Annotated in this window: 22 protein-coding genes; 18 read left to right on the top strand and 4 right to left on the bottom strand. The window is 50.3% G+C overall.

The window, feature by feature from the left end; all coding sequences use genetic code 11:
• Positions 1-7 precede the first annotated feature (7 nt).
• Positions 8-1,858: a dihydroxy-acid dehydratase gene (gene ilvD / locus LC084_RS21710; protein WP_226574047.1), complete on the top strand. Its 1,851-nt coding sequence runs from the start codon at positions 8-10 to the stop codon at positions 1,856-1,858.
• 2 nt (positions 1,859-1,860) lie between these two features.
• Positions 1,861-3,405, top strand: a complete 1,545-nt coding sequence (gene ilvA / locus LC084_RS21705) for a threonine ammonia-lyase, biosynthetic (RefSeq protein ID WP_226574044.1) — start codon at positions 1,861-1,863, stop codon at positions 3,403-3,405.
• Here the strand turns inward: ilvA and ilvY are convergent.
• On the bottom strand, positions 3,402-4,292 hold the full coding sequence (gene ilvY, locus LC084_RS21700) for an HTH-type transcriptional activator IlvY (RefSeq protein ID WP_036115389.1): 891 nt from the start codon (positions 4,290-4,292) through the stop codon (positions 3,402-3,404). The two genes, ilvA and ilvY, sit on opposite strands and share 4 nt — an antisense overlap.
• 167 nt (positions 4,293-4,459) lie before the next feature.
• On the opposite strand from ilvY, the gene ilvC reads away from it, so the two are divergent.
• A complete protein-coding gene (gene ilvC / locus LC084_RS21695; protein WP_226574040.1) occupies positions 4,460-5,935 on the top strand; it encodes a ketol-acid reductoisomerase in 1,476 nt (491 codons plus the stop codon).
• Positions 5,936-5,991: 56 nt separating this feature from the next.
• On the opposite strand, the gene ppiC is transcribed toward ilvC, so the two are convergent.
• On the bottom strand, positions 5,992-6,273 hold the full coding sequence (ppiC, locus tag LC084_RS21690; protein WP_226574037.1) for a peptidylprolyl isomerase PpiC: 282 nt from the start codon (positions 6,271-6,273) through the stop codon (positions 5,992-5,994).
• Between the two features lie 123 nt (positions 6,274-6,396).
• On the opposite strand from ppiC, the gene rep reads away from it, so the two are divergent.
• A complete protein-coding gene (rep, locus tag LC084_RS21685) occupies positions 6,397-8,424 on the top strand; it encodes a DNA helicase Rep (RefSeq protein ID WP_226574035.1) in 2,028 nt (675 codons plus the stop codon).
• Here rep and gppA read toward each other — a convergent pair.
• Both gppA and rhlB read right to left on the bottom strand, forming a co-directional pair.
• Entirely contained in the window at positions 8,421-9,905 is a 1,485-nt protein-coding gene (gene gppA, locus LC084_RS21680; RefSeq protein WP_226574033.1) for a guanosine-5'-triphosphate,3'-diphosphate diphosphatase, read from the bottom strand. The genes rep and gppA overlap by 4 nt on opposite strands.
• A gap of 5 nt (positions 9,906-9,910) precedes the next feature.
• A complete protein-coding gene (gene rhlB / locus LC084_RS21675) occupies positions 9,911-11,173 on the bottom strand; it encodes an ATP-dependent RNA helicase RhlB (RefSeq protein WP_226574030.1) in 1,263 nt (420 codons plus the stop codon).
• 120 nt (positions 11,174-11,293) lie between these two features.
• Here rhlB and trxA point away from each other — a divergent pair, with 120 nt between their 5' ends.
• The 14 genes from trxA to wecG all read left to right on the top strand — a co-directional run bounded on the left by trxA (position 11,294) and on the right by wecG (position 26,206).
• On the top strand, positions 11,294-11,623 hold the full coding sequence (gene trxA / locus LC084_RS21670) for a thioredoxin TrxA (protein ID WP_036115406.1): 330 nt from the start codon (positions 11,294-11,296) through the stop codon (positions 11,621-11,623).
• 344 nt (positions 11,624-11,967) lie between these two features.
• The gene (rho, locus tag LC084_RS21665; protein WP_036115409.1) at positions 11,968-13,227 is read left to right on the top strand and encodes a transcription termination factor Rho; all 1,260 of its coding nucleotides are present in this window, start codon (positions 11,968-11,970) and stop codon (positions 13,225-13,227) included.
• Between the two features lie 202 nt (positions 13,228-13,429).
• Positions 13,430-14,545 (top strand): UDP-N-acetylglucosamine--undecaprenyl-phosphate N-acetylglucosaminephosphotransferase, encoded by a 1,116-nt coding sequence (gene wecA, locus LC084_RS21660; RefSeq protein ID WP_226574027.1) that lies wholly within the window; start codon positions 13,430-13,432, stop codon positions 14,543-14,545.
• Positions 14,546-14,559: 14 nt separating this feature from the next.
• Positions 14,560-15,600, top strand: coding sequence for an ECA polysaccharide chain length modulation protein (gene wzzE, locus LC084_RS21655; protein WP_226574025.1), 1,041 nt, complete (start codon positions 14,560-14,562; stop codon positions 15,598-15,600).
• A gap of 41 nt (positions 15,601-15,641) precedes the next feature.
• Positions 15,642-16,772, top strand: coding sequence for a non-hydrolyzing UDP-N-acetylglucosamine 2-epimerase (gene wecB / locus LC084_RS21650; RefSeq protein ID WP_226574022.1), 1,131 nt, complete (start codon positions 15,642-15,644; stop codon positions 16,770-16,772).
• Positions 16,769-18,028 carry a UDP-N-acetyl-D-mannosamine dehydrogenase gene (gene wecC, locus LC084_RS21645; RefSeq protein WP_226574019.1) on the top strand — a complete coding sequence of 420 codons (1,260 nt, stop codon included), beginning with the start codon at positions 16,769-16,771 and terminating at the stop codon, positions 18,026-18,028. Before wecB ends, wecC begins: the two co-directional genes overlap by 4 nt.
• The gene (gene rffG / locus LC084_RS21640) at positions 18,025-19,104 is read left to right on the top strand and encodes a dTDP-glucose 4,6-dehydratase (protein WP_226574017.1); all 1,080 of its coding nucleotides are present in this window, start codon (positions 18,025-18,027) and stop codon (positions 19,102-19,104) included. The genes wecC and rffG overlap by 4 nt, the downstream gene beginning before the upstream one ends.
• A gap of 3 nt (positions 19,105-19,107) precedes the next feature.
• Entirely contained in the window at positions 19,108-19,989 is an 882-nt protein-coding gene (rfbA, locus tag LC084_RS21635) for a glucose-1-phosphate thymidylyltransferase RfbA (RefSeq protein WP_226574015.1), read from the top strand.
• Positions 19,967-20,650 carry a dTDP-4-amino-4,6-dideoxy-D-galactose acyltransferase gene (gene rffC, locus LC084_RS21630; protein WP_226574012.1) on the top strand — a complete coding sequence of 228 codons (684 nt, stop codon included), beginning with the start codon at positions 19,967-19,969 and terminating at the stop codon, positions 20,648-20,650. The genes rfbA and rffC overlap by 23 nt, the downstream gene beginning before the upstream one ends.
• A 6-nt stretch (positions 20,651-20,656) precedes the next feature.
• The gene (gene rffA, locus LC084_RS21625; protein ID WP_226574010.1) at positions 20,657-21,787 is read left to right on the top strand and encodes a dTDP-4-amino-4,6-dideoxygalactose transaminase; all 1,131 of its coding nucleotides are present in this window, start codon (positions 20,657-20,659) and stop codon (positions 21,785-21,787) included.
• Positions 21,787-23,034: a lipid III flippase WzxE gene (gene wzxE, locus LC084_RS21620; RefSeq protein ID WP_226574009.1), complete on the top strand. Its 1,248-nt coding sequence runs from the start codon at positions 21,787-21,789 to the stop codon at positions 23,032-23,034. Before rffA ends, wzxE begins: the two co-directional genes overlap by 1 nt.
• Complete coding sequence (locus LC084_RS21615) at positions 23,031-24,107, top strand: TDP-N-acetylfucosamine:lipid II N-acetylfucosaminyltransferase (RefSeq protein ID WP_226574006.1); 1,077 nt, start codon at positions 23,031-23,033, stop codon at positions 24,105-24,107. The genes wzxE and LC084_RS21615 overlap by 4 nt, the downstream gene beginning before the upstream one ends.
• A complete protein-coding gene (gene wzyE / locus LC084_RS21610) occupies positions 24,104-25,456 on the top strand; it encodes an ECA oligosaccharide polymerase (RefSeq protein WP_226574004.1) in 1,353 nt (450 codons plus the stop codon). The genes LC084_RS21615 and wzyE overlap by 4 nt, the downstream gene beginning before the upstream one ends.
• 9 nt (positions 25,457-25,465) lie before the next feature.
• A complete protein-coding gene (gene wecG / locus LC084_RS21605) occupies positions 25,466-26,206 on the top strand; it encodes a lipopolysaccharide N-acetylmannosaminouronosyltransferase (RefSeq protein ID WP_226574003.1) in 741 nt (246 codons plus the stop codon).
• The last annotated feature ends 93 nt before the right edge of the window (positions 26,207-26,299 follow it).

Below are 26,299 nucleotides of genomic sequence, written 5' to 3'. Positions count from 1 at the left end.
ATAAAGCATGCCTAAGTATCGTTCTGCCACCACAACTCATGGCCGTAATATGGCTGGAGCCCGCGCATTGTGGCGCGCAACCGGGATGACCGACGCAGATTTCGGCAAACCGATTATTGCGGTGGTGAACTCCTTTACTCAATTTGTGCCTGGCCACGTTCATTTGCGCGACCTGGGTAAACTGGTTGCTGAGCAAATCGAAGCGGCAGGTGGTGTGGCAAAAGAATTCAACACCATTGCCGTGGATGACGGTATCGCCATGGGGCACGGGGGTATGCTTTATTCTCTGCCATCGCGCGAACTTATTGCAGATTCTGTTGAATACATGGTTAACGCGCACTGTGCTGATGCCATGGTGTGCATCTCTAACTGCGATAAAATCACCCCGGGGATGTTAATGGCTTCTTTGCGCCTGAATATTCCTGTCATCTTCGTTTCTGGCGGGCCCATGGAGGCCGGGAAAACCAAGCTGTCTGATCAAATCATCAAGCTGGACTTGATTGATGCCATGATTCAGGGCGGTAACCCGAACGTGAGCGATGAGCAAAGCGAACAGGTTGAACGTTCTGCCTGCCCAACCTGTGGTTCCTGTTCCGGCATGTTTACCGCAAACTCGATGAACTGCCTGACCGAAGCGCTGGGGTTATCTCAACCAGGTAATGGCTCATTGCTGGCTACCCACTCTGATCGTAAAGAGCTGTTTGTTAACGCGGGTAAACGCATTGTCGCGCTGACGAAACGTTACTACGAACAGGACGACGAAAGCGCGCTGCCACGTAACATTGCCAGCAAAGCGGCTTTTGAGAATGCGATGACGCTGGATATTGCGATGGGTGGTTCCACTAACACTGTGTTGCACTTACTTGCGGCAGCACAGGAAGCCGAAGTCGATTTCACCATGGAAGATATTGACCGGTTATCCCGTAAGGTACCGCAACTGTGTAAAGTCGCACCCAGTACGCAAAAATATCATATGGAAGACGTGCACCGTGCCGGTGGCGTAATGGGTATTTTGGGTGAGCTGGACAGAGCGGGTTTGCTGCATACAGACGTGAACAATATCCTCGGTGGCACATTGGGCGACGCACTGGCTACTTATGATGTGATGGCGACACAAGATGATGCCGTAAAATCGATGTATACCGCAGGCCCTGCTGGGATTCGTACCACGCAGGCATTCTCGCAGTCTTGCCGCTGGGACAGCCTGGATACCGACCGTGAAAATGGCTGCATTCGCTCCCGCGAACATGCTTACAGCCAGGATGGTGGGTTAGCCGTGTTGTACGGAAATTTTGCTGAAAATGGCTGCATTGTGAAAACCGCGGGTGTGGATGAAGGTAGCCTGATATTCCGTGGCCCGGCAAAAGTGTACGAAAGCCAGGACGACGCCGTAGAAGCGATTCTTGGCGGTAAAGTTGTGGCGGGCGACGTAGTGGTTATTCGTTATGAAGGGCCTAAAGGTGGTCCAGGGATGCAGGAAATGTTGTATCCCACCAGTTTCCTGAAATCGATGGGGCTGGGTAAAGCCTGTGCGTTGATCACTGATGGGCGTTTTTCTGGTGGCACCTCTGGCCTGTCAATTGGGCACGTTTCTCCGGAAGCAGCGAATGGCGGCAATATTGGGTTGATTGAAGATGGCGATATGATTGCTATCGATATCCCTCAGCGTAGCATCCAACTGGATGTCACTGACCAGGAACTGACTACCCGCCGTGAAGCACAGGAAGCGCGTGGCGCACAAGCGTGGACACCGCGTGCCCGTGACCGCCAGGTCTCCTTCGCGTTGCGCGCATACGCCAGCCTGGCAACCAGTGCCGACAAAGGCGCCGTTCGTGATAAAAGCAAACTGGGGGGCTGATCATGTCTGAATCGCAGCCCCTGTCAGCAAATCCTGGGGGAGCAGAATATCTGCGCGCTGTATTGCGCGCACCTGTGTATGAAGTGGCTCAGGTCACTCCATTACAGAAAATGGATAAAATCTCCGCCCGGCTGGATAACGTGGTTCTGGTTAAGCGTGAAGACCGGCAACCCGTGCACAGCTTTAAGCTGCGTGGCGCTTACGCCATGATTGCCGGCCTGACGGAAGAGCAGAAGTCCCATGGTGTGATTACCGCCTCTGCGGGTAATCATGCGCAAGGGGTTGCGTTATCCTCCACGCGTCTTGGGATCAAATCATTAATTGTGATGCCCGTGACGACTGCTGACATCAAAGTGGATGCAGTACGCGGTTTCGGCGGCGAGGTGCTGTTGTTTGGTGCTAACTTTGATGAGGCGAAAGCCAAGGCCATTGCGCTTTCTGAACAGCAAGGTTTCACCTATGTGCCTCCGTTTGATCACCCGGCTGTCATTGCCGGGCAAGGCACACTGGCAATGGAACTACTGCAGCAGGATGCCCATATCGACCGGATATTTGTTCCGGTAGGTGGGGGTGGCCTGGCCGCCGGTGTTGCTGTGTTGATTAAGCAGCTGATGCCGCAAATTAAAGTGATTGCCGTTGAGTCTGAAGATTCTGCCTGCCTGAAAGCTGCACTGGATGCTGGGCATCCGGTGGATTTACCCCGTGTAGGTCTGTTTGCTGAAGGTGTGGCAGTTAAGCGAATTGGCGATGAAACCTTCCGCCTGTGTCAGGCTTATATCGATGATATTGTCACTGTCGACAGCGATGCCATTTGCGCCGCGATGAAAGATTTGTTCGAAGATGTGCGTGCTGTTGCCGAACCATCCGGTGCATTGGCACTGGCCGGGATGAAAAAGTACGTACAACAGCACGGTATTCGGGGGGAGCGCCTGGCTCATATTCTTTCGGGGGCTAACGTAAACTTCCATGGTCTGCGTTATGTGTCTGAACGCTGTGAGTTGGGTGAGCAACGTGAAGCCTTGCTTGCTGTCACTATCCCGGAAGAAAAAGGCAGCTTCCTTAAGTTTTGCCAGTTGCTGGGAGGACGTGCGGTCACGGAATTTAACTACCGTTACGCGGATGCCAAAGAAGCCTGTATTTTTGTGGGTGTCAGGCTCAGCCGGGGTCTGGAAGAGCGCCAGGAGATAATTAACCTTCTGACACAGGGCGGTTATGGCGTAGTGGATTTGTCAGATGACGAAATGGCAAAACTCCATGTTCGCTATATGGTTGGTGGCCGCCCCTCTCAGCCTTTGCAGGAGCGCCTGTACAGCTTTGAATTCCCGGAATCACCTGGTGCGTTGCTGAAATTCTTGCATACATTAGGCACCCACTGGAATATTTCCCTGTTCCATTACCGCAGCCATGGCACAGATTTTGGGCGTGTGCTTGCAGCGTTTGAACTGGGCGACCATGAGCCGGATTTTGAAAGCCGGTTACATGAACTGGGCTATGATTGCCATAACGAAACCAATAACCCAGCTTTTCGGTTTTTCCTGGCAGGTTAGTTACCCGGCAGTATTTTCCAGAATGCTTCAACAAGCGGCTCATGCAGCCGCTTTTTTTGTACGCACACACCCAGTTCGAACGGTGTTTTCTCATCGCTCCGGTCCAGAATCATCACCCTGTTGCGTACTGGCTCTGGGCTGTTATCCAGCACCACCTCCGGGATAAGAGCAACACCACAACCCAGTGCAACCATCGATACCATCGCCTCATGCCCGCCAACCGTGGCATAAATTGCCGGGTTACTTACTTTCTGGCGGCGAAACCATAATTCAATCCGGCGGCGGACAGGGCCCTGGTCGGGCAGAATGAACGGTATTGTGCTCCAGTCTGGTTCTTCGGCACTTACCTGATTACGAACCGGGCAAGGCAACGCAGGTGCTATCAGTGCGACAGGGAGGTGTTCCAGAATAGAAAATGCCACCGCAGCCGGGAGGTGCTCAGGCTTACCGGCAATAGCCAGGTCTGCTTCGCCAGACACCACTTTTTCCACTGCATCAGCGGCATCTCCGGTCGTGAGTTTAATTTCGACGGAAGGGTGTTCAGCGCGGAAACGGTCAAGAATCGGTGGTAAATGGCTGTATGCTGCAGTAACAGAGCAGAATAAGTGTAACTCACCTGATAACGATGGCCCTTTTTGGTCAATAGCATGGCGCAATTGCTGGTATTGCAACAACGTTTGCTGGGCAAACTGGCGCAGCTCTTCACCCGCCTCGGTTAATTGCACTGTTCGGTTGTCACGGATAAACAGCGGCTGCCCTAAATCCTCTTCCAGGCGTTGGATCTGGCGTGACAATGTCGAGGGGCTGACATGCATAGCCCTGGCGCTCCGGCCAAAATGGCGGCTTTCTGCCAGGTGTAGAAATGTTTTTAGGTCGCGTAAATCCATACGCTTATCTCCCGGAAAGGTGATGTTGCATATTATGCAACGTGACGTTGTTAATATATCAATTTAAGCAACGCATTTCCTGACATATAGTGAGTACATCATTCGCAATGCTTATAGCACACGCGATCAGAATAAAACGCACAACACCACACCGATGGAGCAACACGATGGCTAATTATTTCAATACACTGAACCTGCGCCAGCAATTGGCACAACTGGGTAAATGCCGCTTTATGGGCCGCGATGAATTTGCTGATGAAGCAAGCTTCCTGAAAGGCAAAAAAATCGTGATCGTTGGTTGTGGCGCTCAGGGTCTGAACCAGGGCCTGAATATGCGTGACTCCGGCCTGGATGTGTCTTATGCACTGCGCGCAGCTGCCATCGCTGAAAAACGTGCTTCATGGCGTAAAGCGACTGAAAACGGCTTTAAAGTTGGGACTTATGAAGATTTGATCCCTCAGGCGGACCTGGTAATTAACCTGACTCCCGACAAACAGCACTCTTCAGTAGTTCAGTCTGTACAACCGCTGATGAAACAAGGTGCCGCACTCGGCTATTCTCACGGCTTCAACGTGGTGGAAGTTGGTGAGAAAATTCGTCAGGACATCACCGTAGTGATGGTTGCGCCGAAATGCCCGGGTACTGAAGTGCGTGAAGAATACAAACGTGGTTTTGGTGTGCCAACCCTGATTGCTGTTCACCCGGAAAACGACCCGAAAGGTGAAGGTATGGCCATCGCTAAAGCATGGGCAGCAGGTACTGGCGGCCATCGCGCTGGTGTTCTGGAATCATCTTTCGTTGCTGAAGTAAAATCTGACCTGATGGGCGAACAGACTATTCTGTGCGGTATGTTGCAGGCGGGTTCACTGCTGTGCTTTGACAAATTGGTAGCCGAAGGCACTGACCCGGCATACGCAGAAAAATTAATTCAGTTCGGTTGGGAAACAGTGACTGAAGCCCTGAAACAGGGTGGTATCACTCTGATGATGGATCGCTTGTCTAACCCTGCAAAACTACGTGCGTTTGCACTGTCTGAGCAGATGAAAACCATCATGGCTCCGTTGTTCCAGAAACATATGGATGACATCATTTCTGGCGAGTTCTCTCGTGTGATGATGGCTGACTGGGCTAACGACGATAAAAATCTGCTGACCTGGCGTGAAGAAACTGGTCAAACGGCGTTTGAAACTGCTGCACAGTTTGAAGGCAAAATCGCTGAGCAAGAATATTTCGACAATGGTGTTCTGATGATCGCCATGGTGAAAGCCGGGGTTGAGTTGGCGTTCGAAACAATGGTGTCTTCAGGCATTATCGAAGAGTCTGCTTACTACGAATCACTGCATGAACTGCCGCTGATTGCGAACACCATCGCTCGTAAGCGCCTGTATGAAATGAACGTGGTCATTTCCGATACCGCTGAGTACGGTAACTACCTGTTTGCCAATGCCGCTGTTCCGTTGCTGAAAGAGTTTATGACTACTCTGCAACCGGGCGACCTGGGTAAAGCAATTGCAGCAGGTAGCGTGGACAATGCGCAACTGCGTGATGTTAACGAAGCCGTTCGCAACCACCCAATCGAAGTGGTTGGTAAGAAACTGCGTAGCTACATGACTGATATGAAACGTATCGCTGTTGCTGGCTAATTCTGTTGTGACCGCATAGCCTTTAACGCCCTGGTATATACCGGGGCGTTATTATATTAACGGCGGTATAACACCTTAATGATATGGTAGCCAAAGCGGGTTTTTACTGGGCCATAAGGCTTGAGTAATGGGCAACTGAATACTGCTTTATCAAACGGCCCAACCATGGCACCTTTGGCAAACTCGCCTAAGTCTCCACCATTACGCCCTGAAGGGCAGGTAGAAAAGCGTTTTGCCAGTTGGTCGAATTTTGCTCCTTTCTCCAGTTTTTCCAGGACTTCCCGGGCTTTTGCCTCGGTTCTGACCAGAATATGTAATGCTGCTGCTGTGCGGGCCATATTTATTTCCCCAGTGAGTAAGATACTTAGCGCTACTTTAGCATTATCCTTCTTGTTCGCGTTAAATCCTGCCGTTGCTTTCTGCTACAATCCTCTTCCCCATCAGCCAGGTGAGCCTCAGCCATGCGTTTAAATCCCAGCCAACAAAAAGCCGTCGAATTCGTTACAGGGCCTTGCCTGGTGTTGGCGGGGGCAGGTTCTGGTAAGACGCGTGTCATCACAAATAAAATTGCTCACCTGATCCGTGGCTGTGGTTACCAGTCCCGGCACATTGCGGCTGTCACCTTCACCAATAAAGCTTCCCGTGAGATGAAAGAGCGTGTGGCACAAACGCTGGGGCGCAAAGAAGCACGTGGTTTAATGATTTCAACATTCCATACGCTTGGCCTGGAAATCATTAAACGCGAATATGCTGCGTTAGGCATGAAATCGAATTTCTCATTGTTTGACGATACCGATCAGACCGGGCTGTTAAAAGAGCTTACCCAGGGCCTGATTGAAGAAGATAAAACGGTTCTGCAGCAACTGATTTCTACTATTTCCAACTGGAAAAATGACCTAATGAGCCCGGCAGATGCACAAGCTCAAGCCCGGGGAGAGCGCGACCGTATTTTTGCGCACTGCTACAGCCTGTACGACACCCATTTAAAGGCTTGTAATGTGCTTGATTTTGATGACCTGATTTTGCTGCCAACACTGTTACTTAAACGCAATGAAGAAGTACGTGAACGCTGGCAAAACCGTATCCGTTATTTGCTGGTGGACGAATACCAGGATACCAACACCAGCCAGTATGAACTGGTCAAATTACTGGTAGGCAGCCGTGCACGTTTTACGGTTGTGGGCGATGATGACCAGTCAATTTACTCCTGGCGTGGTGCCCGGCCACAAAACCTGGTCTTGCTCAGCAAAGACTTTCCGGCGCTCCAGGTTATCAAACTGGAGCAAAATTACCGTTCATCCGGGAGAATCCTGAAAGCCGCGAATATTCTCATCGCCAATAACCCCCATGTTTTTGAAAAACGTCTGTTTTCAGAGCTGGGTTATGGCCCGGAACTGAAAGTTATTACTGCCAATAATGAAGATCATGAAGCAGAACGGGTAGTGGGTGAGCTTATCGCACATCATTTTATTAATAAAACCGGGTATAAAGACTACTCAATTTTATACCGCGGAAACCATCAGTCGCGGGTATTTGAAAAGCTGCTGATGCAAAACCGTATTCCTTACAAAATTTCCGGTGGCACATCGTTTTTCTCGCGCCCGGAAATTAAAGACTTGCTGGCGTATTTGCGTGTGTTAACCAACCCGGATGATGACAGCGCTTTTTTGCGTATTGTGAATACGCCGCGGCGTGAAATTGGGCCGGCTACATTACAAAAATTAGGTGAGTGGGCAACAGTACGCAACAAAAGTTTATTTGCAGCCAGTTTTGATCTCGGTCTGGAACAAACCCTGTCCGGGCGTGGTCGTGAAGCTCTGGGGCGTTTTACTCACTGGCTGGATGATGTGATGCGTAAGGTGGAACGCGAGCCGGTGTTGGCGGTGCGCGACCTTATCCATGGCATGGATTACGAAAGCTGGTTATATGAAACTTCGCCCAGCCCCAAGGCTGCGGAAATGCGGATGAAAAACGTTAATCAGTTATTTACCTGGATGACAGAAATGCTCGAAGGGTCTGATATCGAAGAGCCAATGACGTTGACCCAGGTGGTCACACGCTTCACTCTGCGCGACATGATGGAGCGTGGCGAAAGTGAAGATGAGCAGGATCAGGTGCAGTTAATGACTCTGCATGCGTCAAAAGGTCTGGAATTTCCGTACGTTTTCCTGGTTGGCATGGAAGAGGGGCTATTACCCCACCAGAGCAGTATTGATGAAGATAATATCGACGAAGAGCGGCGTCTGGCTTATGTCGGTATAACCCGTGCACAGAAAGAGCTGTTTTTTACCTTGTGTCGGGAACGCAGGCAGTTTGGGGAATTGATTCGCCCTGAGCCTAGCCGTTTTTTGCTGGAACTGCCGCAGGATGATTTGCAGTGGGAAACGGAGCGTAAGGTTGTTAGTGCGCAGGAACGTATGCAAAAAGGCCAGGGTCACCTGGCCCATCTTAAAGCACAACTGGCAAAAGCACGTGAAAAAGGCAATTAGTGCAGCACCAGTTGCCAGTGAACATAACTTTGCCAGTGTTCTTCCTGCTCCAGTAATTCTGCACACAGTGGATGTGTCTCCAGCCACCCGTCTGGCAGCTGTATTGCCAGCTCATCCTGGTTCACCGCAAGCTTAATACCCGCGAGGGATTCGTCCTGGCGTCGCCCGGCGAAGATAATGGCCAGACGTAGAAGACGACATAACCGTTCTGCATCACGCGGGGCGATAGCGTTTTGTTGGTTAAGAGTCGAAAGGTCAACCGGGTTGGTCTGGTTAAGCAACAGTGTGGCCAACAAGGTTTTCTGTGCTGGTGTAAACCCCGGTAAATCAAGGTTGCGAACCAGGTATGCACCATGCTGTGGCGCACGTTTGAAATCCACACTTAACCCGATTTCATGCAACAGACTCGCACTGTGCAGTAAATCGCGATCTAAAGGGGTCAATGCCCATTGCGCTGCAACCTGGTCGAAAAACTGGCCAGACAGTGTCGCAACACGATCCGCCTGTTCTGAGTCAATCATAAAACGGCGCTGAATATTGCGTAGTGTGCGTTGGCGAATATCCTGATCAACGGCAAGGTGCAACATGCCGTATACCAGCCCTTCACGAAGAGCGCCACCAGCAAGTGTCATGCAGTCCACATTCAACGCTTTAAAGATGGCAATCAGGATGGCAAGACCGCTGGGAAAAACCAAAGCGCGTTCCAGTGTCAGCCCTTCAATCTCAAGCTCTTCCAGGCGGCCACAAAGAATGGCTCGCTGCTTTAACTGCTGTAGTTTGTTGAGTGTAATGCGTTCATCCATGCCCTGCGCCATCATAATTTCCTGAAGCGCCTGAACTGTGCCTGAAGCACCGACACACACTTTCCAGCCATGGCGTTGCAATTCACCAATGACAGGCTGAAGAACTTCGCTGGCAGCCTGTTCTGCAGCATCAAAGTTTTCTTGGGCAAGAACTCTGTCGGTGAAATACCGCTCCAACCAGGTGACACACCCCATCGACAAACTGAATAATGATGTTGTTTGTGCGCCGCTGCCGGTGACTAGCTCGGTGCTTGCGCCACCAATATCCACCACCAGGCGTTGATCTGCACCACCAGTAGTATGCGCAACACCTTGGTAAATCAGACGCGCTTCTTCTTCACCACTAATAACCTGAACAGGGCAACCCAGAATTTGCTCGGCCTGGTGAATAAATTCCCCCGCATTGGTTGCCAGGCGCAGGGTTGCGGTGGCTACTGCCCGGATTTGAGCCCCTGGAATATCCTGCAGGCGTTCGGCGAACAACCGCAGGCACTGCCACCCGCGCTCCATCGCTTCCTGAGAAAGCGCATTGTTGCTGTTCAGGCCTGCAGCAAGGCGTACTTTACGTTTGATGCGGGATAGCGTTTGAATGCTGCCAGCCACCTCGCGTATGACCAGCATATGGAAACTGTTGGAACCCAGATCAATAGCGGCATAGAGTGAGGTTGGGCTGCGCATAGTGATTAGCTCTGACGACGGCGATTACGTGGCGCACCACCACGGCGTTGGCCGTTAGGGCGCGGGCGGGCCAGGCGTTTGGGTGGCGGCAACTCAGATAACAGAGCATCAGGGTTGTATTTGCTCACCGGAATAGAATGCCCAATGTATGTTTCAATGGCTGGCAGGTTAAGTGCGTATTCTTCACAGGCAAGGCTGATTGAGTGACCACTTGCGCCAGCACGTCCAGTACGGCCGATACGATGCACGTAATCTTCGCAATCATCCGGCAAATCATAATTGAAAACATGCGTAACAGCAGGAATGTGCAGACCACGGGCAGCAACATCGGTAGCCACCAGAATATCCAAATCACCACGCGTGAATTCTTCCAGAATGCGCAGGCGCTTTTTCTGCGCGACATCGCCAGTCAGTAAACCGACACGGTGACCATCGGCGGCAAGATGCCCCCAAATTTCTTCGCAACGGTGTTTGGTGTTGGCGAAAATAATTGCGCGTTCCGGCCACTCTTCTTCAATCAGTGTCTGGAGCAGACGCATTTTTTCTTCGTTGGACGGATAGAACAGTTCTTCTTTAATGCGGTGGCCGGTTTTTTGTTCCGGTTCCACTTCGACATATTCAGCATTGTTCATTTGCTCAAATGCCAGCTCACGCACCCGGTAAGATAAGGTTGCGGAGAAAAGCATGTTGAGGCGTTCTGTGGCAACCGGCATCCGGCGGAATAACCAGCGGATATCTTTGATAAAGCCCAAATCGTACATACGATCTGCTTCATCCAGCACCACGACCTGAATTGCGCCCAGATTGATGTGATTCTGTTTGGCGTAATCGATAAGGCGACCCGTTGTGCCAATCAGAATATCAACACCCTGTTCCAGCACTTTGAGCTGTTTATCATAACCATCGCCACCATAAGCCAGACCCATTTTCAGGCCAGTTGCAGCAGCAAGCGGTTCCGCATCAGAGTGAATTTGCACCGCCAGTTCACGGGTTGGCGCCATGATTAATGCGCGCGGCTGGTTAGTCTGGCGACCTTCTGGTGCAGGGTGTGAGAGTAAAAAATGAAACGTTGACGTTAAAAACGCCATCGTTTTGCCTGTACCGGTTTGCGCCTGCCCCGCAACATCCCGACCAGATAAAGTCAGTGGAAGTGCCAGTGCCTGAATAGGCGTGCAGTTATAGAACCCTTTTTTTTCAAGGGCTTCCACAACCTGAGGATGCAGGGCGAAGTCGGAAAACTTCTGTTCGGTTAAATGTGTTTTGCTCATAAGGGTGATAGAATATCAGCTAACTATTGCTTTACGAAAGCGTATCCGGTGAAATAAAGTCAACCTTTGTGTTGGTTAATGCTACACCAACCACCCAGGCATAATCTTGTGGAGTAAAACATGAGCGATAAAATTATTCACCTGACCGACGACAGTTTCGACACGGATGTGCTAAAAGCTGATGGGTTAGTTCTGGTTGACTTTTGGGCAGAATGGTGTGGTCCTTGCAAAATGATCGCACCGATTTTGGATGAAGTTGCTGATGAGTATCAGGGCAAACTGACTGTTGCCAAACTGAACATCGATCAGAACCCAGGTACGGCGCCAAAATACGGCATCCGTGGTATTCCGACCCTGCTGTTGTTCAAAAACGGTGAAGTCGCTGCAACGAAAGTTGGCGCATTGTCTAAAGGTCAGCTGAAAGAGTTTCTGGACGCAAACCTGGCATAACTTTGCCTTGCCGGCGCATCCAGTTTTCCATAAATGTTGTGGACCGCTGGACGCCCGGCATTTGTCGTGCTAAGTTATGGCTAACTTCTTTTGAACATGTCTTTCGTTTGAATCTTGCATTACCCCTAAAGCCTTACAAATTCTGTATTGAACATTTTTTGTGAGCGAAGTTATTTACTCAGGGTTGCCCCCTTATTCCGTCTTATCGAATCAGTTCTGTGTTTTTCCTCAACCAGGCAGCGGTCAGACATAAGCGGCAACTGTTAACAGGCATGGATGAACCCTTCCATACCATTTCATGATACTAAGTTCGAGATTTACCCCGAGTTTAAGAACCCACCACTATGAATCTTACCGAATTAAAGAATACGCCGGTTTCTGAGCTGATTACTCTCGGCGAAAATATGGGGCTGGAAAACCTTGCCCGTATGCGCAAACAGGACATCATCTTCGCTATTCTTAAGCAGCATGCGAAAAGTGGAGAAGATATCTTTGGTGATGGTGTACTGGAGATATTGCAGGATGGTTTCGGTTTCCTCCGCTCTGCAGACAGCTCCTACCTCGCCGGTCCTGATGACATCTACGTTTCTCCCAGCCAAATCCGCCGTTTCAACCTCCGCACCGGGGACACTATCTCAGGTAAGATTCGTCCGCCGAAAGAAGGTGAGCGTTATTTCGCACTGTTAAAAGTTAACGAAGTTAACTACGACAAACCTGAAAACGCCCGTAGCAAAATTCTGTTTGAAAACCTCACGCCACTGCATGCGAATTCTCGTTTGCGTATGGAACGTGGTAACGGTTCAACGGAAGACCTCACTGCACGTGTGCTGGATCTGGCTTCCCCGATTGGCCGTGGCCAGCGTGGTTTGATTGTTGCTCCGCCAAAAGCGGGTAAAACAATGCTGCTGCAGAATATTGCCCAAAGCATTGCTTACAACCATCCTGATTGCGTATTGATGGTTCTGCTGATTGACGAACGTCCGGAAGAAGTAACCGAAATGCAGCGCCTTGTAAAAGGTGAAGTGGTCGCGTCTACGTTTGACGAACCGGCCTCTCGGCACGTTCAGGTTGCTGAAATGGTAATTGAGAAAGCAAAACGCCTGGTTGAGCATAAAAAAGACGTTATCATTCTTCTCGATTCTATCACTCGTCTGGCACGTGCTTATAACACCGTGGTACCGGCTTCAGGTAAAGTCCTGACTGGTGGTGTGGATGCGAATGCGTTGCATCGTCCGAAACGTTTCTTTGGTGCTGCACGTAACGTTGAAGAAGGCGGAAGCCTGACAATCATTGCAACCGCCTTGATTGATACCGGGTCCAAAATGGACGAAGTCATTTACGAAGAGTTTAAAGGCACCGGTAACATGGAATTGCACTTGTCCCGTAAGATTGCAGAAAAACGCGTCTTCCCGGCAATTGACTACAACCGTTCCGGTACCCGTAAAGAAGAGCTGTTAACCACATCTGAAGAACTGCAGAAAATGTGGATCCTGCGTAAAATTATCCACCCAATGGGTGAAATTGACGCAATGGAGTTCTTGATTAATAAACTGGCGATGACGAAGACCAATGATGACTTCTTCGACATGATGAAACGCTCGTAATTTCAGGTTAACTCGGGGAAGCGCCACGCATTGACGTGGCGTTTTTCTTTATCTGCTATAATTCCATCGCCAGCAATTGAGGCTGGTAACATCCGGGCAGTGGAAGCAAAAAGAAGTAAGAGGATTTCGGATACCTTCGACATTTTTTGCGTATTACAATAATGCCCTTTGCTTGTGCATGTAGCGCAGAGAGTTATTTAACGTGAATCTACTCGGTATGAGTACGGACATCTTGTATGTCTTTTTCTTCACTTTCGCTTTCCTCTTTTTTGCCAGAAAAATGGCAAAACGGATTGGTCTTGTAGACCGCCCTAATTACCGAAAACGGCATCAGGGACTTGTCCCTTTAGTCGGCGGTATCTCTGTCTATGTTGGCATCTGTGCTGCGTTTCTTGTCGCCAGCATCAATTCGCTTTACTACGTTCCCCATGCAAAACTCTACCTGGTTTGCTCGGGTATTCTGGTGCTGGTTGGTGCGCTGGATGACCGGTTCGATATCAGCGTGAAGTTTCGCGCATTTGTTCAGGCTGCTATTGCGGTTGTCATTATGGCGATGGGCAATTTGTATCTGGGTAGCTTGGGGCATCTGTTTGGCGCATGGGAAATGGAGCTTGGCCCTTTTGGTTATTTCCTGACATTGTTTGCCGTGTGGGCCGCGATTAACGCATTTAACATGGTTGATGGCATTGATGGCCTGCTCGGCGGGCTATCCAGCGTCTCTTTCGCCGCATTGGGCGTCATTCTGTGGTTTAACGGGCAGGTGAGCCTGGCAATGTGGTGTTTCGCCATGATTGCCGCCATTATGCCGTACATCCTGCTCAACCTGGGTGTATTGGGGCGCCGTTATAAAGTCTTTATGGGTGATGCGGGTAGTACACTTATTGGCTTCACAATTATCTGGATATTGCTGGCAACCACACAGGGCGAGAACCCACCCATTAATCCGGTCACCGCGTTGTGGATAATAGCTATTCCGCTGATGGATATGGTCGCCATTATGTACCGTCGGCTACGTAAAGGCATGAGTCCCTTTTCACCTGACCGCCAGCATATTCATCATCTGATAATGCGGGCAGGTTTTTCATCTCGCCAGGCATTTGTCCTGATTACCCTGGCGGCAGCCTTGTTAGCCACCTTTGGCGTTTTGTGTGAATACTTCCAACTGATGCCGGAATGGGGCATGTTGATGTGTTTTGTGCCAGCGTTTCTGCTGTACGGCTACTGTATAAAGCGCGCATGGAAAGTGGTGCGTTTCATCAAACGTGTCAAACGGCGTATTCGTCGTAGCTCTCACCGTAATCCAACGTTAACCAAATAATTTTCGGGAAAACAATGAGACAAGAGTCAACTGATGAGCAATATGGGGTGGATAACCAATTGGATATCCGTGAGCTGTTCCGCACTCTGTGGGCTGGGAAAGCGTGGATTGCTGGTGTTGCCGTGCTGTTTGGGTTACTGGCGCTTGTTTACAGTTTTCTTGCCAAACAAGAGTGGAGTGCTACAGCAATCACGGACCAGCCAACGGTCAATATGCTCAATAGCTTCTATTCCCAGCAGCAGTTTTTACAAAATCTGGATATCAAATCATCGCTGATTTCCCCCGACCAACCTTCGCCAATGGCCGAAGCTTATAAAGAGTTCGTGATGCAATTATCTTCCTGGGATACCCGGCGGGCATTTTGGTTGCAGACGGATTATTACAAACAGCGGCAGACCAGCAACAGCCATAATAACGCGGCATTACTGGATGAACTGATTAACAATATCCAGTTTACACCTGCGGATCCTGCGCATAACACCAACGACAGTACACGGCTGGTGGCTGAAAATGCTCCATCAGCGAATAACCTGTTACGCCAGTACATTGCTTTTGCCAGCCAGCGGGCTGCGGATCATCTTAATGGCGAGCTGAAAGGTGCATGGGCGGCACGTACCGTACAGATGCAGGCACAAATTAAGCGCCAGGATGCAGTAGCGAAAGCCGTGTATCAACGCAAACTTCATAACATTCAGGCTGCACTGGCCATAGCGGAACAGCAAAACATTACTCACAACCAGGCAACGACACCGGCAGAGGAGCTGCCGCCTTCTGAACTATTTATGTTGGGGCGCCCACTGCTAAAAGCGCAGCTGGAAAACCTTGAAGCGACAGGGCCTGAGTTCAATATGGATTACGAGCAAAATCGCGCCATGTTGGCTACGCTGGCAGTGGGCCCAGTGCTTGATGATAACTTTCAAACATACCGCTACCTGAGAACACCGGAAGAACCGGTCAAACGGGACAGCCCGCGGCGTGTTTTCTTATTAGTAATGTGGGGCTTTATTGGTGCGTTGGTTGGGGCCGGAGTGGCTCTGGCACGCCGCAAGGCATAGCGAACCGCCGTTATAAAGTCTCCCAAAGAAAGAGAATAAACGTGAAAGTTTTAACCGTTTTTGGTACACGACCTGAAGCCATTAAAATGGCTCCTTTGGTCCATGCTCTGGGAAACGACCCTTTTTTTGAGTCAAAAGTCTGTGTCACAGCCCAGCATCGGGAGATGCTGGATCAGGTGCTGCACCTTTTCTCAATCACCCCGGACTATGATTTAAATATCATGCAGCCGGGCCAGGGGTTAACTGAAATCACCTGTCGAATCCTGGAAGGGTTAAAACCCATCCTGATGTCTTACCAGCCAGATGTCGTTTTGGTGCATGGCGATACCACCACCACAATGGCAACCAGCCTGGCAGCATTTTACCAGCGAATTCCTGTGGGCCATGTGGAGGCTGGGTTGCGTACGGGGGATCTCTATTCCCCATGGCCGGAAGAAGCGAACCGGACGTTAACCGGTCGGCTGGCTCATTTTCACTTTGCTCCCACGAATAATGCCCGCCAAAATTTGCTGCAAGAGCATGTGGCTGAGCGGCATATCTTTGTTACTGGGAATACAGTGATTGATGCCTTGTTGTCTGTCAGCGATCGTGCTTTGCAGGACCAGACCCTGCGCCAACAAATGGAAAAGCATTATCCGTTTCTAAAAAACGAGAAAAAAACGATTCTTGTCACAGGGCATCGCCGGGAAAGTTTTGGCCGTGGGTTCGAACAAATCTGCCATGCGCTGGCGGAAATTGCCGCCAACTGGCCTGATGTGCAAATCGTCTATCCTGTGCATTTAAATCCAAATGTCAGCGAACCTGTTACCCGTATTTTGGGGCATGTTGAAAACGTTGCATTGATTGAACCGCAGGATTATTTGCCTTTTGTGTGGCTGATGAACCACGCCTGGCTCATCCTGACAGATTCAGGGGGGATTCAGGAAGAGGCACCTTCGTTAGGTAAGCCTGTTTTAGTGATGCGCGATACCACAGAGCGCCCAGAAGCGATTGATGCAGGTACAGTGAAATTAGTGGGAACAGACAAAAACAATATTGTTGCTGCTGTTACACAACTGCTGACAGAGGATGCTGCTTACCAGCAGATGAGCAAAGCGCATAACCCTTATGGGGATGGCATGGCATGCCAGCGTATTTTAACCGCGTTAAAAAACAACCAGGTAACATTATGAATTTTTCTACCATATCCGTGATTGGTCTTGGCTATATTGGATTACCCACGGCGGCGGCATTTGCTTCACGGCAAAAACAAGTTATTGGCGTAGATATCAATACGCATGCTGTTGAGACCATCAATCGTGGGGAAATTCATATTGTTGAACCCGAATTGGATCTTGTGGTGAAACAGGCCGTTCAGGATGGGTATTTACGGGCATCAGTGACCCCGGTAGAAGCGGATGCTTACCTGATTGCGGTTCCCACACCATTTAAAGATGCTCACGCACCGGATATGCGTTTTGTCAGAGCAGCGGCTGAATCTATTGCGCCAGTGCTGAAAAAAGGGGCTCTGGTTATTCTGGAATCGACCTCGCCCGTTGGCAGTACAGAGCAAATGGCTCAATGGCTGGCAGCACTGCGCACTGACCTCACGTTCCCACAACAGGTTGGTGATAAGGCGGATGTGAATATTGCCTACTGCCCTGAACGCGTATTACCCGGCCAGGTAATGGTGGAACTGATCAAGAATGACCGCGTAATTGGTGGGATGACACCAACCTGTTCAGCCCGTGCCAGCGCACTGTATAACATCTTTCTGGAAGGGGAGTGTGTGGTAACGAATGCCCGCACTGCCGAGATGTGTAAACTGACTGAAAACAGCTTCCGTGATGTCAATATTGCTTTTGCGAACGAACTGTCACTGATTTGTGCCGAACAGGGCATTAATGTATGGGAACTGATTCGCCTTGCCAACCGCCACCCGCGGGTAAACATTCTGCAGCCGGGGCCTGGTGTTGGTGGGCACTGTATTGCCGTTGATCCCTGGTTTATTGTTTCGCAAAACCCTCAACAGGCACGCCTGATTCGCACAGCACGCGAAGTGAACGACTACAAGCCACACTGGGTTATTGAACGGGTGAAAGCGACGCTGGCCGATTGCCTGGTAGAGAGTGGCCGCAAAGCCAGTGAACTCACCATTGCCTGTTTTGGTTTGGCATTTAAACCCAATATCGACGATTTACGGGAAAGCCCGGCCATGGAAATTACCCGGTTAATTGCCGAGTGGCACAGCGGAACAACGCTGGTGGTCGAACCTAACATTCACCAGTTACCGGCCAGTTTGTCTCATTGCCAACTAACGGATACCCAAGATGCACTCAAACAGGCCGATATTTTGGTTATGTTAGTGGATCACGCCCCATTCCGCGCGGTTGCCCCAGAGGCAATTCAGCTGCGGTGGGTGGTGGATACCAAGGGAGTCTGGCGATGAGAAAAGTATTGGTGACAGGGGGCGCTGGTTTTATCGGCTCTGCCGTGGTGCGTTATATCCTTGAACAAACAGGGGATTCCGCGGTGGTGGTGGATAAACTGACTTATGCGGGTAACCTGTCATCCTTGGCACCAGTTGCATCATTACCGGGGTTTGCATTCGAACAGGCTGATATTGGCGACGGGCCTGAGATTGCGCGTATTCTTGATACGTACCAGCCAGATATCGTGATGCACCTTGCCGCAGAAAGCCATGTGGACCGTTCTATTGATGGCCCTGCAGCGTTTATCGATACCAATATTGTTGGCACTTATACCTTGCTGGAAGCAGCACGCCACTACTGGCAAACGCTGGAACCTGTTAAAAAGCAGGCATTCCGTTTCCACCATATTTCTACCGATGAAGTCTATGGTGATCTGCACGACAGCAACGGATTCTTCACCGAACAAACACCTTATGCGCCCAGCAGCCCATACAGTGCGTCCAAAGCTGCCAGTGATCATTTAGTTCGCGCGTGGTCCCGGACTTATGGCCTGCCTGTTGTCGTGACTAACTGTTCGAATAACTACGGGCCGTACCATTTCCCGGAAAAGCTCATACCTCTGACCATTTTGAATTGCCTGGCAGGAAAACCGCTGCCGGTGTATGGCGACGGGCAACAAATCCGCGACTGGCTATATGTTGATGACCACGCCAGGGCGCTTTACCTGGTGGCGACCACGGGTAAAACCGGTGAAACCTGGAATATTGGCGGCCATAACGAGCGTACTAACCTGGAAGTGGTTGAAACAATTTGCACGCTTCTTGAAGAGTTGGTGCCAGAGAAACCTGCGGGTGTCTGCCATTATCGTGACTTAATCACATTTGTGGCCGACAGACCCGGGCACGATGTACGTTATGCAATTGATGCTGGCAAAATTGCCCGTGAACTGGGTTGGCTACCCCAGGAGACATTTGACAGTGGGATGCGCAAAACAGTGACCTGGTATTTGTCGAATAAAAAGTGGTGGCAACAGGTGCAGGATGGCTCCTATCAGGGCCAACGTTTGGGTCTGGCTGGTAAAGAGAAGGCGTAATTCATGAAGGGAATTATTCTGGCTGGGGGAACGGGAACACGCCTGCACCCCATTACGCGCGGAGTTTCCAAACAGTTGTTGCCTGTGTACGACAAACCCATGATTTACTACCCGTTATCTGTTCTGATGCTGGCGAAAATTCGCGATATTCTCATCATTACGACACCGGAAGATAAACCTTATTTTCAGCGTTTGTTAGGTACGGGTGACGAGTTCGGCGTGCGCCTGAGTTATGCCGAACAGCCAAGCCCTGACGGCCTGGCACAAGCTTTTTTGATTGGTGAGGCCTTTCTTGAAGGCGAAGCCTCTTGCCTGGTTCTTGGCGATAATATCTTTTTTGGCCAGGGGTTCAGCCCCAAACTGCATCATGCCGCTTCACGCAAGCAAGGTGCCACAGTATTTGGTTACCAGGTGATGGACCCTGAGCGTTTTGGCGTTGTAGATTTTGACGATAATTTTCGGGCGCTGTCTATTGAAGAAAAACCGCGAAAACCAAAGTCTAACTGGGCCGTAACCGGGCTGTATTTCTACGATAACAAAGTAGTGGAGTATGCACGCCAGGTGAAACCTTCACCACGTGGTGAACTGGAAATTACCTCCATTAACCAAATGTATCTGGAACAAGGCGAGTTATCGGTAGAACAACTGGGCCGCGGGTTTGCGTGGCTGGATACCGGAACTCACGACAGCCTGTTAGAAGCCAGTTCTTTTGTGCAAACGGTAGAAAAGCGCCAGGGATTTAAAATTGCTTGCCTTGAAGAGATAGCCTGGCGCAACGGTTGGCTGGATGACGATGATGTCCGCCGTGCTGCACAAGCTCTGGCTAAAACAGGGTACGGCCAATACCTGCTGGAGTTATTACGTGGTCATTCACGCAAGCGTTGAGCCCCTTGAATGGGAAAGCACTTTTTTTAATCTCCATTCAGGAATTGTTCATTTTTCTGATTCTGCCGCGCCACTTACTGTGGCGCAATTACAGTGCTGGCCGAGAGTACAGGCAAAAATTGATGCCAGTGATACAGCACTGCTGCCTGCTTTGCAGACGCTGGGGTTTCAGGTGGTAGAAGCAGAAATGGATTTTGTGCTGAGCGTTGGTTTACCTCCAGCCGGGCAGCCTGAACCACTTCCTGTCGCCCAGGAGCATGATATTTCCACTTTGCGTACTTTAGCTGAAACATTGTTCACTCACAGCCGGTTTGGAACGCCATGGTATGCGCCTGGTGAAAGTGGGCGTTTTTATGGGCAATGGGTGGAAAATGCAGTGCGGGGCACTTTTGATGATGTATGCCTGCTGGCTTACGATGCCGCAGGTTTGATTTCAGGCTTTGTTACGTTGCGGCGGTTACCTGGCAACCAGGCAAGAGTCGGGCTGTTGGGGGGAAAAGGTGCCGGAGCGGTATTAATGGCGCTGGCACAAAACTGGTGCTGGCAGCAAAAAATAACAGGCTTACATATCGCAACGCAGTTTGGCAATTTGCCCGCGTTGCGCCGCTATGTTTTAAGTGGTGCGCAGCCAGTTGGCACAGCGTACTGGCTCTACAGGTGAGAAAAGATGATTCCTTTTAATGCCCCACCTATAGTGGGAACTGAACTTGAATATATGCAATCTGCGATGGAAAGCGGGAAGTTATGTGGTGATGGTGGGTTTACTCGCCGTTGCCAGCAATGGATGGAGCATCGCTTTTCCTGTAAGAAAGTCCTGTTAACGCCATCCTGTACAGCGTCACTGGAAATGGCCGCCATGCTGATTGATATTCAGCCGGGTGATGAAGTGATAATGCCTTCATTTACGTTCGTCTCCACCGCTAATGCTTTTGTGCTGCGTGGAGCAAAAATCGTGTTTGTCGATATCCGCCCGGATACAATGAACATTGATGAGACGAAAATAGAAGCCGCTATTACCGAAAAAACCCGTGCGATTGTGCCGGTTCATTATGCTGGTGTTGCCTGTGAAATGGGCACCATTATGCGTCTTGCGAAACAACATAATCTCTATGTGATTGAAGATGCGGCCCAGGGGGTAATGTCGACCTGGCAGGGCCGTGCGCTGGGGACCATTGGCCATATTGGCTGCTTTAGTTTCCATGAAACCAAAAACTACACTGCGGGCGGTGAAGGTGGTGCCACGCTGATTAACGATGCATCGCTGGTTGAGCGCGCTGAAATCATTCGTGAAAAAGGCACTAACCGTAGCCAGTTCTTTCGTGGGCAGGTGGATAAGTACACCTGGCGTGATATTGGCTCAAGCTACCTGATGGCAGACCTGCAGGCGGCTTACTTGTGGGCGCAACTGGAAGTGGCGGACCGGGTCAATGAACAGCGTATTGCTCTGTGGAACAACTATTTCCGTGCTCTGGAACCTCTGGCACGCGCAGGTCGCATTGAGTTACCCACCATTCCAGCTGACTGCCACCATAATGCGCACATGTTTTACATCAAATTGCGCGATATGGATGATCGCAATGCGCTGATTGCGTTTTTGAAAGAAGCGGAGATCCTGGCAGTCTTCCATTACATTCCATTGCATTCCAGCCCGGCAGGCCTGAATTTTGGCGAGTTTCATGGGGAAGACCGCTTTACTACTGCAGAAAGTGAGCGCCTCCTGCGCTTGCCTTTATTCTACAACCTTGCAGCAGTTAACCAACGTACGGTTATTACTACGCTGCTGAGTTACTTCTCCTGATGTCATTAGCCAGAGCAAGTGTGTGGACCGCCGCGTCCACACTGGTAAAGATAGCTGCAGGTCTATTAGTCGTTAAATTACTGGCGGTTTCATACGGCCCTTCCGGTGTCGGCCTGGCCGGGAACTTTCGCCAGTTGGTTACTGTATTAGGCGTAATGGCGGGGGCCGGGATTTTTAATGGCGTGACACGAAGTGTTGCGCAGCATCATCAGGACAACCCCGCATTACAACGAGTGGTAGGTAGTGCATCGGCTATTGTCCTGGGTTTTTCGGCTTTGCTTGCGGTTTTCTTTGTGCTGGCTGCCCGGCCCGTCAGTATTGCTTTGTTTGGTTCCAGTGATTATCAGGGGCTGATTTGCCTGGTGGCATTGGTACAAATGGGTATTGCCTGGGCAAACCTGGTACTGGCTGTGCTCAAGGGGTTCCGGGATGCTGCCGGGAATGCACTGGCATTGATGGCCGGGAGTGTCGTTGGCGTTGTAGCTTATTATATTTGCTACCGGCTGGGCGGTTACCATGGCGCGTTATTGGGAATTGCGTTGGTGCCAGCGCTGATTGCTTTGCCTGCGTCCTGGATGTTATGGCGCAGGGGGCACATCCCGCTGACCTGGTTCCGCCCTCGTTGGGATAGTGCGCAGAGCCGCTTGTATGCACGTTTTACCATTATGGCTCTGATGACGACTGTCACGTTGCCTGTTGCCTGGGTAATGATGCGTAACTTGCTGGCAGAGCATTACTCTTGGGAAGCCGTTGGTATCTGGCAAGGGGTAACCAGTATTTCAGACGCCTACCTGCAGTTTATTACCGCATCATTTAGCGTCTATTTACTTCCGACCTTGTCGCGGCTAACAGAAAAAAGCGATATTGCTCGCGAGCTAGGTAAAGCATTCCGGTTTGTTATCCCGGCGGTGATGGTGGCCAGTTTTATGGTCTGGTTGCTGCGAGATTTCGCTATCTGGCTGCTGTTTTCTCACCAGTTTGCCGCAATGCGTGATTTGTTTGCCTGGCAATTGACCGGGGATGTATTAAAAGTCAGTGCTTATGTCTTTGGCTATCTGGTTATTGCGAAAGCTTCACTGCGTTGTTATTTGCTGACGGAAGTCAGCCAGTTCGTCTTGTTGACAGGTTTTTCTCACTGGCTGATTCCGGCCCATGGTGCTCTGGGTGCCGCACAGGCCTATATGGCAACTTATCTTGTTTATTTCGCGCTTTGCTGCAGCGTGTTTTTTATCTGGCGCAGACAATGACTACTCTGATTCATGTATTAGGTTCGGATATTCCGCACCATAACCAAACTGTCCTCACTTTTTTTAGCGAACAGCTTGCCGCAGGCTCGGTTGCGAGCCGTACTTTTTTCGTCGTCTCGTCTGAGCCAGGCATTGCAGCACAGTACCCTGCGTTGGATATAACGTGTTTCTCGTCAAAAAAGACCTTGTGTGAGGCAGTAAAAAAACGGGCAAAGCAGCAGCGTGAGTTGCGTTTCTTTTTCCACGGGCAGTTTAACCCAGGGATCTGGCTGGCGTTGCTTTCCGGGGCGATTAAGCGGCATCAGGCCTGGTGGCACATTTGGGGAGCAGACCTGTATGAAACATCGCACAGTCTTCGTTACCGGCTGTTTTACCTGTTACGCCGACTGGCACAACGCCGGGTAGGGCGGGTGTTTGCAACACGAGGTGATCTGGATTATTTCCAGTCTCGTGCTCCACAGGTTCCTGGCGAATTACTCTATTTCCCAACCCGTATGGACTCGGCGCTGAATGCGCTGGAGCCCACGCACAAAACCGGTCCTCTGACTGTGCTGGTGGGGAACTCCGGCGACCCAACTAATGCCCATGTAGCGGCACTTAAAGCGGTGCACCAACAATTTGGTGATACAGTTCAGGTGGTGGTGCCAATGGGTTATCCACCCAATAATCAGGCTTATATTGATACTGTCACCGAGGCGGGCAACTCACTGTTTTCTTGCGAAAATATCACGATACTGCACGAGCGCCTGGCGTTTGATGATTACCTCGCGCTATTGCGCCAGTGCGATCTCGGATATTTCATTTTTGAACGCCAGCAAGGGATTGGTACACTATGCCTGTTGATTCAGGCGGGCATACCTTGCGTACTAAGCCGCAAGAATCCTTTCTGGCGGGATATGGCCGAGCAACATGTGCCCGTTCTGTTCAGTGATGATACGCTGACAGAGGCACTGATCCGTGAAGCACAGCGCGAGCTCTCGTTGGTAGACAAAAACACTATCGCTTTTTTTAATCCGGCCTACATTGCGGGCTGGAAACACGTTATTCACCTTGCCTCGGGAGATTTGGCATGAGTTTGGTTGAGTTTGGCGGCCTGTTTATTGTCTGGTTGCTATCCATCCTGTTTATTGGCACGCTGACGTTACAGGAGTTCCGTCGGGTGCGTTTTAGCTTTAATGTCTTTTTTTCTTTGTTGTTTTTGCTGACGTTTTATTTCGGCTTCCCGCTTACCTGTACGCTCTATTTTCGTTTTAATACCGATGTTGCGCCGCCGGGTATCCTGCTGCAGGCGTTACTGTCCTCTACCAGTTTTTATGCCATTTATTATGTGGTTTATAAAACCCGGCTAAAGAAAACATCTGCCTCCACTCAGCCTTTTTTCCACATGAACCGTGTAGAAACCCAGCTTACTTGTGGGCTGCTGATGGTGATTTCACTGGTGACGCTGGGTATTTTCTTTGCTCACAATGGCTTCCTGTTGTTCCGTTTGCAGTCTTACAGCCAAATCTTCTCAAGTGAAGTATCGGGTGTGGCGCTTAAGCGTTTCTTTTATTTCTTTATTCCTGCCATGTTAGTGGTCTATTCCCTGTACCAAACAAAACGCGCCTGGCTATTTTTTCTGGTCACCACTGTGGGTTTTGGTTTACTGACATATATGATTGTGGGCGGCACCCGGGCAAATATTATTATCGCATTTGCCATTTTCCTGTTCATTGGGCTGATTCGTGGTTGGATAACCCTGTGGATGCTGGCATGTGCTGGGGTTCTCGGTATTGTGGGTATGTTTTGGCTGGCCTTGAAACGTTACGGGCTGGATGTTCGTGGGGCCGAGGCATTCTACACTTTCCTGTATCTAACGCGGGATACGTTCTCTCCATGGGAAAATCTGGCACTGCTGATACAGCACTATGGCGAAATTCATTTTCAGGGGGTGGCGCCTTTATGGCGTGATTTTTATGTGTTTATCCCTTCATGGCTGTGGCCTGACCGCCCGCATATGGTGCTGAATACCGCAAATTACTTCACCTGGGATGTGCTGAACAACCATTCTGGGTTGGCAATATCGCCCACACTCATTGGTTCACTATTGGTGATGGGTGGTGTTGGTTTTATTCCCCTGGGAGCCATTGTTGTGGGGGGAATAATTAAATGGTTTGACTGGCTGTATACGTTGGGGCAAAACAGCGAGAACCGCTATGTTACCGCAATACTGCACAGTTTCTGCTTTGGCGCTATTTTTAACATGATTGTACTTGCGCGCGAAGGGCTGGATGCTTTTGGCTCAAGGGTTGTGTTCTTCATGGTTATTTTTGGCGCCTGCCTGGTGGCTGCTAAGTTGCTTTATTGGCTATTTGACGTGAGTGGGTTGGTGAAAACACCGCTTCGCAGTGCGCCTCAGGTTTCTACCACTTTAAACCCCTGACAAAACATCATGAAAACGACGTTGATGGTGCCGGAATACCGTATCCGGCATCTGAATATTCTCGGCTGGCGAAATATGGCCCACGCTTTGGAATCCTTATGGCCTGGCGGTGAGTTATGCAAGGGCACGTTGATTGCCATCAATGCAGAGAAAGTATTGGTGACAGAAGACGATAGCGCTATTCGTGAGTTGGTTGATCTGGCTGAGTATAAATATGCCGATGGCATAAGTGTTGTGCGGGCTATTCGCAAAAAATACCCACAAGCTCAGGTATCTCGTGTTGCGGGAGCCGATTTGTGGGAAGCCATGATGCAAAAAGCTGGGCGTTCCGGGGCTCCGGTGTTTTTATTAGGGGGGAAACCTGATGTATTGCAGGAAACCGCTAATAAATTAAAAGACCGTTGGAATGTGAACATTGTTGGCACGCAGGATGGTTATTTTAAACCGGACATGCAACAGGCTGTGTTTGAGCAGATCAAACAGAGTGGTGCAGAATTTGTTACGGTTGCTATGGGTTCGCCCAGACAAGAAAAGATCATGCGTGATTGCCGCCAGGTACACCCGGATGCGTTATATATGGGAGTGGGCGGCACCTATGATGTTTTTACCGGCCACGTTAAGCGTGCGCCCCGCTTTTGGCAGAACCTGGGGCTGGAATGGCTTTACCGCCTGTTGTCACAGCCCAGCCGCCTTGGCCGCCAGTTACGTTTAGTGCGCTTCTTACGCTGGTATTTCTCCGGGCAGCTTTAAATCCTTTCCCGTGTCACTGGCGGCTTGTTGGCTGCCAGCCACCACTCATCACCGTTTCTGCTTCTCCTTCCCAGACATTGCTTGTTACAGACA

The organism is Mangrovibacter yixingensis, from assembly GCF_020523985.1.
GTDB lineage: Bacteria > Pseudomonadota > Gammaproteobacteria > Enterobacterales > Enterobacteriaceae > Mangrovibacter > Mangrovibacter yixingensis.
Note: the sequence above shows the minus strand (reverse complement) of the source record. Positions and strands in the feature narration are given on the sequence as shown.

Bases quoted from the DNA above. Each gene is read 5' to 3' on its own strand.
- rfbA (WP_226574015.1), top strand. From the start codon at position 19,108: ATGAAGGGAATTATTCTGGCTGGGGGAACGGGAACACGCCTGCACCCC.
- rffA (WP_226574010.1), top strand. From the start codon at position 20,657: ATGATTCCTTTTAATGCCCCACCTATAGTGGGAACTGAACTTGAATAT.
- wzzE (WP_226574025.1), top strand. From the start codon at position 14,560: ATGAGACAAGAGTCAACTGATGAGCAATATGGGGTGGATAACCAATTG.
- rho (WP_036115409.1), top strand. From the start codon at position 11,968: ATGAATCTTACCGAATTAAAGAATACGCCGGTTTCTGAGCTGATTACT.
- wecG (WP_226574003.1), top strand. From the start codon at position 25,466: ATGAAAACGACGTTGATGGTGCCGGAATACCGTATCCGGCATCTGAAT.
- ilvA (WP_226574044.1), top strand. From the start codon at position 1,861: ATGTCTGAATCGCAGCCCCTGTCAGCAAATCCTGGGGGAGCAGAATAT.
- rhlB (WP_226574030.1), bottom strand. From the start codon at position 11,173: ATGAGCAAAACACATTTAACCGAACAGAAGTTTTCCGACTTCGCCCTG.
- rep (WP_226574035.1), top strand. From the start codon at position 6,397: ATGCGTTTAAATCCCAGCCAACAAAAAGCCGTCGAATTCGTTACAGGG.
- ilvC (WP_226574040.1), top strand. From the start codon at position 4,460: ATGGCTAATTATTTCAATACACTGAACCTGCGCCAGCAATTGGCACAA.
- ppiC (WP_226574037.1), bottom strand. From the start codon at position 6,273: ATGGCCCGCACAGCAGCAGCATTACATATTCTGGTCAGAACCGAGGCA.
- LC084_RS21615 (WP_226574006.1), top strand. From the start codon at position 23,031: ATGACTACTCTGATTCATGTATTAGGTTCGGATATTCCGCACCATAAC.
- ilvY (WP_036115389.1), bottom strand. From the start codon at position 4,292: ATGGATTTACGCGACCTAAAAACATTTCTACACCTGGCAGAAAGCCGC.
- gppA (WP_226574033.1), bottom strand. From the start codon at position 9,905: ATGCGCAGCCCAACCTCACTCTATGCCGCTATTGATCTGGGTTCCAAC.
- wzxE (WP_226574009.1), top strand. From the start codon at position 21,787: ATGTCATTAGCCAGAGCAAGTGTGTGGACCGCCGCGTCCACACTGGTA.
- trxA (WP_036115406.1), top strand. From the start codon at position 11,294: ATGAGCGATAAAATTATTCACCTGACCGACGACAGTTTCGACACGGAT.
- wzyE (WP_226574004.1), top strand. From the start codon at position 24,104: ATGAGTTTGGTTGAGTTTGGCGGCCTGTTTATTGTCTGGTTGCTATCC.
- wecC (WP_226574019.1), top strand. From the start codon at position 16,769: ATGAATTTTTCTACCATATCCGTGATTGGTCTTGGCTATATTGGATTA.
- ilvD (WP_226574047.1), top strand. From the start codon at position 8: ATGCCTAAGTATCGTTCTGCCACCACAACTCATGGCCGTAATATGGCT.
- rffG (WP_226574017.1), top strand. From the start codon at position 18,025: ATGAGAAAAGTATTGGTGACAGGGGGCGCTGGTTTTATCGGCTCTGCC.